Source organism: Tsuneonella amylolytica (assembly GCF_003626915.1).
Lineage (GTDB): Bacteria > Pseudomonadota > Alphaproteobacteria > Sphingomonadales > Sphingomonadaceae > Tsuneonella > Tsuneonella amylolytica.
The window spans coordinates 946,857-960,147 of sequence record NZ_CP032570.1; the positions used below are offsets into that span (position 1 = coordinate 946,857).

Genomic DNA, 13,291 nt, shown 5'->3' on the forward strand with positions numbered 1-13,291 from the left:
AATTCCAGTTCGTCAGGCGGCGAGCGTGAAGGGCTCGAGACCGGCAAGGCGGGTGGCGACCGGCGGGGTCGGCAGGACGCGGGGGGCAACGCCGTTCACGCTGTCGGCGATCGCCTTGATATGCGCTGGCGTCGATCCGCAGCATCCGCCCAGCACGTTGACCTGCCCCGCCTCCGCCCATTCGTGGACGAAGCCGGCGGTCTGGTCGGGCCGCTCGTCGTAGGCGCCCAGTTCGTTGGGCAGGCCTGCGTTGGGATAGACCATGATCGGGCAATCGGCGATTTCGGCCAGCGTCTTCACATGCGGGCGAAGCTGCGTGGCGCCGAACGAGCAGTTGAGCCCGACCGTCAGCGGCTTCGCGTGGCGGACCGCGTGCCAGAACGCCTCGACCGTGTGCCCCGACAGGTTGCGGCCCGACAGGTCGGTCAGCGTCATCGACAGCATCACCGGCACCTCGCGGCCCAGCGCCTTTTCGACTTCCCGGACGGCCATTATCCCGGCCTTCGCGTTCAGGGTATCGAAGATCGTCTCGACGAGGATGAAGTCCGCCCCGCCCTCGACCAGCGCCTCGGCCTGTTCGCGATAGACATCGACAAGCGTGTCCCAATCGATCTCGCGGTAACCCGGGTCCTCGACGTCGGGGGACAGCGACAGGGTCTTGTTGGTCGGCCCGATCGCCCCGGCGACGAAACGTGGGCGGCCGTCACCGGCCTCGAACTCGTCAGCCAGTCGCCGCGCCATCCGCGCGCTTTCGACGTTGATCTCGCGCACGAGGCCTTCCGCACCGTAATCGGCCTGGCTGATCCGGTTGGCCGAGAAGGTATTGGTCTCGGCGATGTCCGCCCCGGCCTCGAAGTAGGCGCGGTGGATCGATTCCGGCACGTGCGGCGCGGTCAGCGCGAGGATGTCGTTGTTGCCTTTCTGGTCGTGGCCGAGGGCGAGCGAGCCGGCGTAATCCGCCTCGGATAGCTTCCAGTTCTGGATCTCGGTGCCGAACGCCCCGTCGGTAATCAGGATGCGTTTCGCGCATGCGGCGAGGAATTGCTCACGCTTGGTCATGACGGGTGTCCTTGGGACGCATGCCGAGCAGGTGGCAGATCGCGTAGCTTAGCTCGGCCCGGTTGAGGGTGTAGAAATGGAAGTGCCGGACATCCCCGGCGTAAAGCTTGCGGCACAGCTCCGCGGCTACGGTAGCGGACACCAGCTGGCGCGCGGCGGGCCGGTCGTCGAGGCCTTGGAACAGCGTCTCCATCCAGTGCGGGATGGCCGTGCCGCACAGGCCGCTCATCTTCTGGACGCTGGCAAAGCTCATCACCGGCATGATGCCGGGCACGATCTCCGCAGCGATATTCGCCGCGGCCGCCTTGTCGCGGAAGCGGAAGAAGCATTCGGGATCGAAGAAGAACTGCGTGATCGCGCGGGTGGCCCCGGCGTCGATCTTGCGCTTCAGGTTGTCGAGATCGGCCGCTTCGTCGGCGCTGTCGGGATGTTTTTCCGGATAGGCGCCGACCGAGATCTCGAACGGGGCGATCCGCTTCAACCCGGCGACGAGCTCGGCGGCATTGGCGTACCCTTGCGGATGGGGGGCATAAGCCGCGCCCGGTTCCGCGACGTCGCCGCGCAGGGCCACGATGTGGCGCACGCCCGCGTCCCAGTAATCGCGGGCGATCGCATCGATTTCGTCGCGCGTGGCATCGACACAGGTGAGGTGTGCGGCCGCCGGGATGCCGGTCTCGCGCGCAATGCGGGCCACGGCGGCGTGGGTCCGCTCGCGGGTCGACCCGCCCGCCCCGTATGTGACCGATACGAAATCGGGACCGAGCGGCGCGAGGGTCTGCACACTGTTCCACAGCGTTTCGGCCATCTTCTCGGTCTTGGGCGGGAAGAATTCGAAACTGACGCCGATGTCGCCGGGCAGCGAGGCGAAAAGCGGCTGGGCGTGGGCGATCGCTTCGTTCATCGGACTGCCTCCTTGCGAGCGCGCGGCGCTTCGCTACGCGGCCCGATCCGCGCGACGCGGTCGTCGGCGCGCCGGCCCAGCCACACCATGACCGCCAGTTCCCCGCCCTCGACCATCGCGGTGTCCAGCGGATCGAACCCGTGACGCGCCAGCATCGTTGCGACCTGCGCATTGTCGAACCCCAATCGGGCATGGGCGTGCGCGCGGCGCAGTTCCTCGCGGTCGTGCGCGGCGAGGTCGACGATGGCGATCCGCCCGCCGGGCCGGCACACCCGCGCGGCTTCCGCCAGCGCGAAGTCCGGTTCGCTGGCGTAATGCAGCACCTGGTGGAAGACGACCGTGTCGAACGCCTGGCTTGCAAACGGCAGGACCGCGAAGTCTCCCTGGACGAGTTCGACGCGCGAAGGATCGAGCGACTGGAGGCGCGCGCGGGCGAGCCGCAGCATCTCGGGACTCTTGTCGAGGCCGGTCACGTGGCCGGCCCCGGGTTCGAGCAGTTCCGCGATGCGGCCGGTTCCGGTCCCGATGTCGAGCACCGAACCCAACGGCTCCTTGCCGAGCGCGGCGACCAGGGCATCCTCCACCGCGTCGGCCGGAGCGAGCAGCGCGCGCAGGCGGTCCCATTCGTTCGCATGGCGCGCGAAGTATTCGGCCGCGTTCGTTTCCCGCCCGGCGCGGATCGCGGCAAGGTGGCGGCGGTCGTCGGCGCAGGCCGAAGCGAACGCGGCGTCTTCGGTCTCGGCGGTTTCGAGCAGGTGCGCGACCGCCCGGGCGATGCCGGCTCCGCAGGCCGCAGACTGGCGCAGGAAGACCCAGCTTCCCTCGCGCCGCCGTTCCACGAGGCCCGCATCGGCAAGGATGGAAACGTGGCGCGACACGCGCGGCTGGCTTTGCCCCAGCACGTGCGCGAGTTCGCCCACCGCCAGCTCCATCGCGGCGAGCAACCGGACGATCCGCAAGCGGGTCGGATCGTCGAGGGCGCGGATGGTGGTTGCAATGCTCATTGCGAGATATAAAGATATCTTTATATGAGGATGTCAAGCTTCATCGTGCTTATCGGATAAAGCGACCGCCACCGCCTCAACGCTCGCTATTGATAATCATTCGCATTGACGTACGCAGGCCCTTCTTCTAGTTCGCCCGGCGTGACTCGCGCCGCCATCCGCACCTGGTATCTCGTCCACAAGTGGAGCAGCCTTGTGCCCACGGCGTTTCTGCTGATGCTGTGCATCACGGGTCTGCCGCTCGTGTTCCACGACGAGATCGATGCCGCCACAGGGCAGGATTATGACGCGATCCTCGCCGGCCCGCCTTCCGCGGTCGCAGGCGTCCCTCTCGACACGATGCTCTCCCGCGCGCTTGCCGAGAGACAGGGCGAAGTGCCGCTGTTCATGGCGTTCAGCCAGGACAGCCCGCTGCTGACGGTCACCACCGGCCCCGCGCCGGATGCCCCCGGCGACCGGATGACGCTGTTGTTCTTCGACCGCTCTACCGGCGAGGCCTTGGGACCGGCACCAACGAATGCGGTCATGGATTTCATCCTCACCCTGCATACCGACATGTTCCTGGGCCTGCCGGGCATGATCGTCCTCGGCGTCATGGGCCTATTGTTCGTGGTCGCGCTCGTATCGGGCACGGTGCTGTATGCGCCTTTCATGCGGCGTCTGCGGTTCGGCACGCTGCGCGCGGGCCGCAGCGCCCGGGTCCGCCGGCTCGATCAGCACAACCTTATTGGCGTCGTCACGCTCGCGTGGGCGCTGGTGATCGGACTGACCGGAGCGATCAACGCCTTTGCCGACCCGCTGACCGATGCGTGGCGCGACGGCGAGGTCGCGTCGATGACCGCCGCCTACGCCGGCAAGCCGCCGCTGCCTCCGGCCCGCTACGGTTCGCTCGATGCCGCGATGGCCTCGGCGCAGGCGGCGCTGCCGGGGCGATCGCCACAGTTTATCGGCTTCCCGGGCGGCGCATGGAGTTCCGGCCATCACTACGCGATCTTCTTTCAGGGCGACCGGCCGCTGACGCAAAACCTGCTCACCCCTGCCCTCGTCGATGCCGAGACCGGGACGCTCACCGACGCGCGCACGATGCCCGCGCTCAACCAGGCGCTGATGATGTCGAAGCCGCTGCATTTCGGCGACTACGGCGGCTTGCCGTTGAAGATCGTCTGGGCGCTGCTGACACTGGCGACGATCCGGGTGCTGTGGACCGGCTTGCTGCTGTGGTGGCGCCGGCGCGCAGGCGAGCTCGAACGGCGGGTCGACGAGATCGCCTCGGGTTTCGCCGCAAGGAACGAGGCATGAGCGTTCGCCTGCCCGCCAGCCGCAGGGCGCGCGCGGCCCTGACGGCGCCCGGCATTCTTTCGGCGGCGACCATCGCAGGCCTCGCCGCGGGATTGGTGGGAGACGGCATCTGGGATGTCGGTGCTTGGCTCCTGCTCGGATTGTTGCCTCTCGTCCTCGTCATCGCATGGTCGCGGCGCTCCCGCTGACCCCAGCCCTTCCATCCCTCTTCGAAAGAAACATACGATGTCCTTGCGCTTCCTCGCCTCGTCCTCCCTCGCCGCGCTGACCGTAGCCATTGCCGCGCCCGCCGCGGCGCAGGACAGCGATGCCGCCGCGATCGTCGTCACCGCCCAGCGTGCCAACGCGACCGAGATCGCGAACGGCGGCGAGGCGGGGGTGCTCGGCGACAAGCCTGCCGAAGACCTGCCCTTCGCCATCCGCAGCTTCGGCGAGACGCTGATCCTCAACCAACAGCCGCTGTCGCTCGGCGAAGTGCTCGACAACGATCCCACCGTCCGGACGACGTACGGGTTCGGCAATGCGGCCGAACAGTTCGTCATCCGCGGCTTCGCGCTGTTCGGCGACGACCTCGGGCTGAACGGCCTCTATGGCATCGCCCCGCGTCAGCTGGTCGCACCCGAACTGTATCAAAGCGTGCAGGTGCTGAACGGCTCCAGCGCCTTTCTCAACGGGGCGGCGCCGGGCGGCTCGGGCGTGGGCGGCAGCGTCAACCTCCAGCTCAAGCGGGCCGGCAGTGCGCCCCTGACGCGCGCGACCGCCAGCTATAACTCGGTCGCCCACATCGGCGGCAGTTTCGACGTCGCGCGGCGTTTCGGCGAATGGGGGCTGCGCGTCAACGGCGCCTACCGCGACGGCGAGACCGCGATCGATCGCGAGGATCGCCGCACGCAGGTGATCGGCGGCGCGCTCGACTACGATGGCGGCCCGTTCCGCGCGGCGCTCGACGTCGCCTATCAGAATATCCGCGTCGACGGGCTGCGCCCCAAGGTGACGATCGGCTCCGCCGCGATTCCCGCCGTTCCGGATGCGGATGCGAACTACGCGCAGGACTTCTCGTTCACGCGCCTGCGCGACGTGTTCGGCACCCTCACCCTCGAATACGACGTGGCCGACAACGCGCTGCTGTACGCGCGGCTGGGTGCGCGCGACGGCCGGGAGGACGGGATCTACAGCTCCATCACCGTGCTCGACGGGGCGACCGGGGCCGCCAACGGCAACGCGCTGATCGTCCCGCGGACCGACAACAACGAGGCGATACAGGGCGGCCTGCGGCTCAAGCTGGGCAGCGCGGTCACGCACGAGATCAATTTCGGCGGATCGGCGAACTGGCAGACGAACCGCAATGCGTTCGACTTCCGCTACGGGCCCGGCTTCGCCGGCTTCGCCACCAACCTTTACGACACGCCGCAGGTGGCCCTGCCCACATCTACCCTGGTCGGCGGATACCTGGACGATCCCTATCCCATCGCCCGCAACCGTCTGACGAGCGCGTTTGCGTCGGACACCATCGGGCTGTGGGGCGACCGCATCCTTCTCACCGGCGGGCTGCGGCTGCAGGCGATCGATGTCCGGACCTTCGGGTACTACGACGGCGGGTCGCCGGAAACGCGGTATCGCGAAGATGCGATCACCCCCGTCGTGGGCGTGGTCGTGAAGCCCGCCGCCGGTATCTCGCTCTACGCGAACCGGATCGAGGCGCTGCAGCAGGGCCCGACCGCGCCGCTCGATCCGCTGCTCGCGAACCCGGGCGAAGTGCTCGCACCGCGCCGTTCGGTGCAATACGAAGCGGGCGCGAAGGCGGCCTTCGGACGGCTGGAAGCTGCAGTCGCGTTCTATCGCATCGAGCGGCCCGGCGACGGCGCGATTGCCGGTGGGTCGGGCCGGCCGGTCTACGGTTACATCGGCGAGCAACGGCATCGCGGGATCGAAGCGACGCTGAACGGCGAGGCCGTGCCGGGACTGCGCATCAACGCCGGCTTCGCAGTCAACGACGCCGAATACGACAGCGGGCTTTCGGTGGCAGGCGTTCCCGACTTCACGGCCAACGCAGGGGCGGAGTGGGACCTGCCGTTCGTGTCCGGCCTTACCCTCACCGGCCGCGCGACGCATTCGGGCAAACAGTGGGTCGATGCGGCCAACACGCTCGAAATCCCGTCCTGGACGGTGTTCGATCTCGGCGCGCGATACGTTGTCGCGGCCGGAGACAGGCCCGTCACCTTGCGCGTCTCGGTCGATAACGTGGCGAACAAGCGGTACTGGGCATCCGCATTCGACAGCTTCAACGCCGCCCTGTTGCAGGGCCGCCCGCGCACGGCGAACGCGTCGATCTCGGTCGACTTCTAGCCGTTCCGCCATAGCTCTGGTCTATCGGGCATGCTCCCGTTCGGGCGTGCCGATTGACAAGGGTGCCCGTCCTGGTGCCAACCGGCGGTTCGGGGACGGGAGGAAGGCAAGTGGACGCAGCCGCGGTGGGACATGGCGCGCCGGTGACCCCGGCGATACCGGCGCGGCGGCTGCTTCCCCTCTACCTTCTCCTCGGTTTTTCGGCCGGGCTGCCGTTCTTCATGTTCAACGCGGTCCTGCTGCTCCGACTGGCTCGGCACGACATCGACATCGTGACGATCGGTTACTTCGCCTGGGTCGCGTTGCTGCCGACATTTAAGTTCCTGTGGTCGCCGATGGTCGATCGCTATGCGGTGCCGGGCTTCGCACGGTTCTGGGGCAAGCGGCGCGGCTGGATCTTGCTGTCGCAACTCGGCATTTTCGCCTCGATGGTGGGCATGGCGTTCACCAGCAGCGATACCGACCTGCCGCTGGTGGCGCTGTTCGCGGTGCTTTTGGCATTCTGGACCACGACGCTGGAGGTCGCGGCGGACGGCTGGCGGATCGAGCTTGCACCCTCGCAGGAACAGCAGGCGCCGATCGTCGCGGCCAACCTGTGGGGCTATCGCAGCGCGATGGTGGCGGCCGGAAGTGGCGCGGTCCTGATCGCGGCGCGCAGCGACTGGACGGTCGCCTATCTCGCGATCGCGTTGGCGGCGTTCCTGCCTTTCCCGGTTCTCGCGCTGACACGGGCGGACCCCGATGCAAGGGGCAGGCGATGGGGTTCGCTGTTGCTGGGCACGGCCGCCGCGATCCCCGTCCTTGCCGCATCCTGCGCGGTGGTCGCGCTGGCGGGGTGGGCGGTCCTCCGCGCTGCAGACGGCGCGGGCGTGGGTTCGGACACCAACCTGACGCCGATCGTCATGGCCGTGGCCCTCCTGCCGTTCGCCCTCCTCGCGTTGGCCCTTCCCCGCATCCGACGTCTGGCACCGGACGCGCCGCTCCTGCGCTCGCCCGGACTGGGGCCCTTCGTCGACATCTTCTGGCGGTACGGTTTCGCCACCCTGCTCGTGTTGGGTTTCGTGTCGATGTACCGCGTGGGCGACGTCCTCGCACTCACCCTGTCGCACCCGATGTGGGACGCGCACGGCTACTCGCTCGACCAGATCGGCATCGCCGACGGCGCGGTCGCGCTTCCGGCCAGCATGGCCGGTGTCGGGCTCGGCAGCTGGATGGCGGCGAAGTGGCGGCTATCGTGGGCGCTGGCGGCAGGTGCGCTCGTGGCGGCGATGGGCAACTGGATCTATGTCTGGCTGTGGTCGGTCCCGCCCGAGGGGTGGGTGCTCTACGCCGGCGTTGCCGTGGACCAGTTCGGCAACGGCATGGCCGGGGCCGTCTTCGTGGTGTACCTGTCGATGCTGGTGAACCCGCGCTTCCCCGCCGCGCAATACGCGTTCCTGTCGGGCTTCGCGTTCCTCCTGGCCCGCCTGCTCGCGGGTGCCTCGGGCGAGATGCAGCAGGTGATCGGTTACGACGGGTTCTTCCTGCTCACCGGCGCCATCAGCCTGGCAGCGGTAATCTTCATTCCCTTCCTTGCGCGCATCCGGTCGCGGGGCGACAGCGCCGGACCGGCGGAGGCCGCATGATCGACATCGACGAAGCCTTTGCGCCCGCCCGCCTCATGGTCGATGACGGCCGCATCCCCTGCGCCTCGCTCGGGGTGGTCTCTGCCGCTGGTGCATCGACGGTGGCATTCGCCGGGTACGCCGCGATCGAACCCAAGCGAGAAAAACTCACGCGCGACCACTGGTTCGACCTCGCCTCGGTATCGAAGGTCATCGCAACCACGACGATGATCCTCAAGCTGGCCGAACAAGGTCGGCTCGACCTCGACGCCCCGTTGACGAGCGCGATACCCGACCTGCGGCAATACGACGTGGAACACGCCGCGGAACGGCGGATCACCTTTCGCCAGTGCCTGGCGCACAGCACCTTCCTGCCCGCGGTCTTTCCCATCTACACTTACGGCGACGACCCTCTGCGCATGCGCGCATTCGTCTTGCAACGCGAATGGGCGCACGGAAGCCCGGTCTATTCCGACATCAATTTCATCCTGCTCGGCATCGCGATCGAACGGATCACGGGCCAGCCGCTGACGGACTGGCCGCTCGGCGAAGGCCTGTCCTACGGCCCGCCGCCCGGCCCGGCGGTGGCGACCGAGCGATGCACGTGGCGGGGCCGCGTGCTGAAGGGCGAGGTGCACGACGAGAACGCCGCCGCGCTGGGGGGTGCGCCAGGTCATGCAGGCCTCTTCGGCACGGTCGACGGCGTGCTGAAGTTCGCCCGCGCGCTGATGGCCGGGGAAATCCTGTCGCCGGCATCGATGGACCTCATCCGCACGTCGCAGTTCCATCACCGGACCCATGGCTGGGAACTTCCCTACGGCGGCTGGTCGGGCGGCGAGGCGTGTTCGCGCGCGACCATCGGGCACACCGGCTTCACCGGCACCGGCCTGTGGATCGATTTCGACCGAGGCATGGCCTGGACCCTGCTTACCAACCGCGTTCATCCGACCCGCCACCGGGACCACGCCATCCATGAACTGCGACCGCAGGTGGGCAATTCGGTCATAAGAGCCTGGGACGCGGCACACTGAATGCGGCGGCTTCGTCCGATGCAGACAATGACGAGCCCCATAGCCGCGCGGCATGAAACCGCGCCGGCGCGCTTGCCAGAGCCCGCGCCCGCACCCTAGGCAGGCGTCCATGCGGGCGATCATCCTGTTCCTGGCAGCCTTCGCGCTGCCCCTCCCCGCCGCCTCGGCTCAGGACCGGGCCCAGGCCTCCCCGATAGACTCGCCGAGCAACGTCCGACTGGCGGAGCGGCTTGCGATCCCCTTCGCGTCGGGACTGGCGGGGGCGGCCGATGCGCCGGTCTTCGCATGGGTGACGAACGCGGCCGGGGTGCGCAACGTGATGGTAGCGCGCGCGGGCGAACCGGCCCGTGCCCTAACCCGGTTCCGCGCGGACGACGGGATCGAGATCTACGGTCTCGCACTCTCGCCGGACGGATCGCAGATCGCCTTCGTGCGAGGGGGCGACAGCTCGTTCCCGGACGAAGGCCTGCCCAATACCGGCCAGCTTGCCGAAGCGCCGCTCCAGACGGTCTGGCTGGCCGACACCGGCGGCGCTGCCGCTCCCCGCGCGATCGGCCGTGGGCACGACCCCCTGTTCTCGCCCGACGGCCGGTCGCTCCTGTTCACCCGCGGTGGAGCCATCAGCCTGTGGACCCATGCGGGAGAGGTCCGGCAAATCGCCGACCTGCGCGGCAATGCGGGCGATTTCGGCTGGTCACCCGATGGCACGCGCATCGCCTTTCGCGAATTGCGGGGCGGGCACAGCGTCGTGGGCGTACTCGACGTAGCGACCAGGGCGCTGCGCTATCTCGGCGCCACCCTCGGCCATTCGAGCGACCCGGCGTTCTCGCCCGACGGCCGCGCAGTCGCCTTCATCCAGTTCCGCGATCCGCCCGCCCGGTTCGAGGACAGCGAGCGCTCGTTCTGGTCGGTGCGTGTTGCCGACATCGGCACCGGAACGGTGCGAACCGTATGGACCGCGCCACCGGGCCAGGGCGGCCAGTATTACGGCACACGGGGGCGCAACCTGTTCTGGACCGGGGCGGGCCACCTGCTTTTTCCTTTCGAGGGAAGCGGCTGGCTTCACATCATGGCGGCCCCGGCGGCAGGCGGGCCTGCTCGCGACCTGACGCCGGACGCGAACGAGGTCGAGAACTTCGTGCCCACCCCCGACGGCCGCGGCGTCGTCTATTCCGCCAACCCGGGCGATCTCGACACGCGCACGCTGTGGCAGGCGGACATCGCAAGCGGCCGCACCCGGCAGCTGACCCAGCCCGAACGCTTCGCCTTCTTCCCGACCTTTGCGGGTAGCCGGCTCGCGGCCACGGTCACCGACGGCCGCACGCCCGCTCACATGGTGATAATCGATGGCATGAAAGCGCTGGGCGAGAAACCGGCGGTCGCCGCGTACACCCCGCCCGAGGACGTGCGCTTCACCGCGCCGGACGGAACGGTCGTACACGGGCAATACTTCCGGGGCACCGGCAACGGTCCCCGCCCCGCGCTCGTCTTCGCGCACGGCGGGCCGCGTCGGCAGATGGTCGCGGGCTTCCACCCGCTGTTCTACTACCACAACACCTACATCCGGAACCAGGAGTTCGCCGCGGCAGGATACGACGTGCTGTCGGTCAACTACCGCAGCGGCACCAATTACGGCCGCGCCTTTCGCGAGGCGCCGCGCACGGGCCGGGGGGGCGCGGCGGAGTATTCCGACATCCTCGCCGGTGCCCGCTGGCTCGCCGCGCGGCCCGGCGTCGACCCGAAGCGGGTCGGCATTTGGGGCGGAAGCTGGGGCGGCTATCTCGCGGCGCTGGCGCTTGCACGGAACAGCGATCTCTTTGCCGCCGGTGTCGACCTTCACGGCGTGCACACCATGGTCCGCACCGTCGCCGATACATACGCACCCGGCGAAGCAGCGGCGATCCAGCGCCTGCAATGGGACAGTTCGCCCATGGGCGCGATCGAGGGCTGGCGCTCGCCCGTCTTGCTGATCCACGGCGACGACGACCGCAATGTCGATTACCGCCAGTCCCTCACCCTCGCCCGCGAACTGACCGCCCGCGATGTGCCGTTCGAGGAGCTGGCCCTGCCGAACGAGCGCCACGATTTCTTCCGCTACGAAAGCTGGCTGGACGCGATGACGGCCACGGGCGATTTCATCGACCGCAAGCTGGGTGCGGCGAAGTGAAACGGGTACTCGCCTTACTGGTGGCGGCCGCCGCGATCCTCGGCCTCACGCTGCCCGCGCTCGCGCAGGGCGAGCCGGCAGTGCTCATTCGCAATGCCCGTATCTTCGACGCGACCGGTGCGCCGGCCCGGTCAGGCGACGTGCTGGTGCGCGGCGAAACCATCGTGGCCGTCGGATCGCGCATCCCCCGGCCGCGCGGTGCCCGGGTCGTGGACGCCAGGGGCCGCACGCTGATCCCCGGCCTCCACGACCTGCATACCCATCTCCGCTCCCCCGCCTATTCGGCCCCCGAGGACATGGCCAAGGCGTGGGAGGCCTACCTGCTCAATGGCGTGACGACAGTGAACGATTATTCGCTCTCCGCCGAGATGATCGAGCCCATCCGTTCCATCACCACCGGCCCCGATGCGATCTGGGCGCCCCATCTCAACCTCGCCGTGCGCGCAGGCGTGCCGGGCGGTCACGGGACCGAGTACGGCTGGGGCGACTTCTTCACGATGAAGGCGGCCAGCCCGCGCGCGGCGCACCTCATCATGAGCCGGGCGCTTCCCTACCGGCCCGACGCGATCAAGGTGTTTGCCGACGGCTGGCGTTACGATCGCGGGCCGGATCTCAACTCGATGAACACCGGAACGCTCGCGGCCATCGTGTCCGACGCGCACGCGGCGGGCGTGCCGGTGGTGACCCACACCGTGACGCTGGAAGGTGCGAAGGTGGCCGCCGCCGCCGGGGTCGACGCGGTCGTCCACGGTGTCGGCGACGAGCCGGTAGACCGGGAACTGCTCGCCCTGATGCGAGGCAAAGGAACCGCGTACGTATCGACCCTCGTCGTGTACGAACCGTCCGACGTCCGCTCCGTATCCGCCGGGGAAGAGACGGTGCTGTCCTCGCCCGAACGCGCCCGCGAGGCTGCCCAGGCATCGCGCGGCAACCGCGTGGTCGAACCGGCCGTCGCGCGCCGCTGGCAGGTGCTTGGCGGCAACCTGCGCGCCGTGCACGATGCCGGTATTCCGATCGGGGTGGGCACCGATGCGGGCATCGGCGGCGTCTATCACGGCAGCTCGACGATCCGCGAGATCGGTTGGCTCGTCCGGCTGGGCCTGACCCCTGCCGAGGCGCTGATCGCCGCGACCCGGACGAGCGCTGCGATCATGGGTCAAACCGGACACGGGACCATCGCGCCCGGCATGCGCGCCGACCTTGTCCTCGTGGATGGGAGGCCGGACGAGGACATCGCCGACCTCTGGAAGGTGTCGCGCGTCTGGAAGGCCGGGCGCGAAGTGCCGCTCGCGAAACTGCGTGCCGCACGCGAAGCCGCCGCCCCCACCCCGTTGCCGACCGTGCGGATGAAGGGCCCGATCTTCACCGCGGCGCGTACGGGCGAGCGGACCGACCTCGACACCTTGCCGGTCGATTCGACCGACGCGGGCAGCGATCACAGCGACATCGCCTTCGTCCATCGGCACGGCCCGCACGGCGACAGGCCGCTCTTCAGTCTCGCGACTTTCGGAGCTGCTCCGCGTCCCTTCGCGCAACTGGTCCTCCCTTTGACCAAGGGAGCGGTCTTGCCCGCCGATGCGAGCGGGTTCGAAGGCATTGTCTTTACCGCGCGAGGTGCCGGCGCTTACCGATTGCGCCTCGAAAGCTACGGGCTGGAAGGTGCCGACTGGTTTCGGTCGGACTTCTCGGCCGGTCCCGACTTGGCCGAAATACGCATTCCCTTTGCTGCATTCGAAACCGGCGGCGATGCAACGCTCGACCGCACGAAATTGCGAGCCCTGCGCTTCGAGCTGACCGGACAGCCCGGGGGGCGGGCGTGGCTGGAGCTCCGCGATATTCGTTTCTACTGAACGCTTGCTCGTTCAATCATAAGGAAAGGC

The 13,291-nt window shown here is 68.6% G+C and carries 10 protein-coding genes; 7 read left to right on the forward strand and 3 right to left on the reverse strand.

The features are described 5' to 3' along the window. Window positions 1-12: 12 nt before the first annotated feature. Genes D4766_RS04775 through D4766_RS04785 form a run of 3 tightly spaced genes read right to left on the reverse strand, consistent with a single transcriptional unit; the run spans window position 13 to window position 2,964 of the window. A complete protein-coding gene (locus D4766_RS04775) occupies window positions 13-1,059 on the reverse strand; it encodes a homocysteine S-methyltransferase family protein (protein ID WP_120716412.1) in 1,047 nt (348 codons plus the stop codon). Next, window positions 1,046-1,960 (reverse strand): methylenetetrahydrofolate reductase [NAD(P)H], encoded by a 915-nt coding sequence (gene metF, locus D4766_RS04780; protein WP_120716413.1) that lies wholly within the window; start codon window positions 1,958-1,960, stop codon window positions 1,046-1,048. Before metF ends, D4766_RS04775 begins: the two co-directional genes overlap by 14 nt. Next, complete coding sequence (locus D4766_RS04785) at window positions 1,957-2,964, reverse strand: ArsR/SmtB family transcription factor (protein ID WP_120716414.1); 1,008 nt, start codon at window positions 2,962-2,964, stop codon at window positions 1,957-1,959. The genes metF and D4766_RS04785 overlap by 4 nt, the downstream gene beginning before the upstream one ends. A gap of 141 nt (window positions 2,965-3,105) precedes the next feature. Between D4766_RS04785 and D4766_RS04790 the strand changes: the two genes are divergently transcribed. From D4766_RS04790 to D4766_RS04820, 7 genes are all read left to right on the forward strand, one after another. After that, window positions 3,106-4,263, forward strand: a complete 1,158-nt coding sequence (locus D4766_RS04790) for a PepSY-associated TM helix domain-containing protein (protein ID WP_120716415.1) — start codon at window positions 3,106-3,108, stop codon at window positions 4,261-4,263. After that, window positions 4,260-4,451, forward strand: a complete 192-nt coding sequence (locus D4766_RS04795) for a hypothetical protein (protein WP_120716416.1) — start codon at window positions 4,260-4,262, stop codon at window positions 4,449-4,451. Before D4766_RS04790 ends, D4766_RS04795 begins: the two co-directional genes overlap by 4 nt. Window positions 4,452-4,488: 37 nt before the next feature. Then, entirely contained in the window at window positions 4,489-6,609 is a 2,121-nt protein-coding gene (locus tag D4766_RS04800) for a TonB-dependent receptor (RefSeq protein WP_120716417.1), read from the forward strand. A 110-nt stretch (window positions 6,610-6,719) separates the two neighbouring features. Then, window positions 6,720-8,234: an MFS transporter gene (locus tag D4766_RS04805; RefSeq protein ID WP_234024894.1), complete on the forward strand. Its 1,515-nt coding sequence runs from the start codon at window positions 6,720-6,722 to the stop codon at window positions 8,232-8,234. Beyond that, entirely contained in the window at window positions 8,231-9,244 is a 1,014-nt protein-coding gene (locus D4766_RS04810) for a serine hydrolase domain-containing protein (protein ID WP_120716418.1), read from the forward strand. Before D4766_RS04805 ends, D4766_RS04810 begins: the two co-directional genes overlap by 4 nt. Before the next feature lie 109 nt (window positions 9,245-9,353). Further along, window positions 9,354-11,411, forward strand: a complete 2,058-nt coding sequence (locus tag D4766_RS04815; protein ID WP_120716419.1) for a S9 family peptidase — start codon at window positions 9,354-9,356, stop codon at window positions 11,409-11,411. Next, window positions 11,408-13,261 carry an amidohydrolase family protein gene (locus tag D4766_RS04820; protein WP_162935653.1) on the forward strand — a complete coding sequence of 618 codons (1,854 nt, stop codon included), beginning with the start codon at window positions 11,408-11,410 and terminating at the stop codon, window positions 13,259-13,261. The genes D4766_RS04815 and D4766_RS04820 overlap by 4 nt, the downstream gene beginning before the upstream one ends. Window positions 13,262-13,291 lie beyond the last annotated feature (30 nt).

What these genes read in the sequence shown, in the direction of transcription:
- D4766_RS04775 (WP_120716412.1), bottom strand. Translation starts at nt 1,059, where the DNA reads ATGACCAAGCGTGAGCAATTCCTCGCCGCATGCGCGAAACGCATCCTG.
- metF (WP_120716413.1), bottom strand. Translation starts at nt 1,960, where the DNA reads ATGAACGAAGCGATCGCCCACGCCCAGCCGCTTTTCGCCTCGCTGCCC.
- D4766_RS04785 (WP_120716414.1), bottom strand. Translation starts at nt 2,964, where the DNA reads ATGAGCATTGCAACCACCATCCGCGCCCTCGACGATCCGACCCGCTTG.
- D4766_RS04795 (WP_120716416.1), top strand. Translation starts at nt 4,260, where the DNA reads ATGAGCGTTCGCCTGCCCGCCAGCCGCAGGGCGCGCGCGGCCCTGACG.
- D4766_RS04800 (WP_120716417.1), top strand. Translation starts at nt 4,489, where the DNA reads ATGTCCTTGCGCTTCCTCGCCTCGTCCTCCCTCGCCGCGCTGACCGTA.
- D4766_RS04810 (WP_120716418.1), top strand. Translation starts at nt 8,231, where the DNA reads ATGATCGACATCGACGAAGCCTTTGCGCCCGCCCGCCTCATGGTCGAT.
- D4766_RS04815 (WP_120716419.1), top strand. Translation starts at nt 9,354, where the DNA reads ATGCGGGCGATCATCCTGTTCCTGGCAGCCTTCGCGCTGCCCCTCCCC.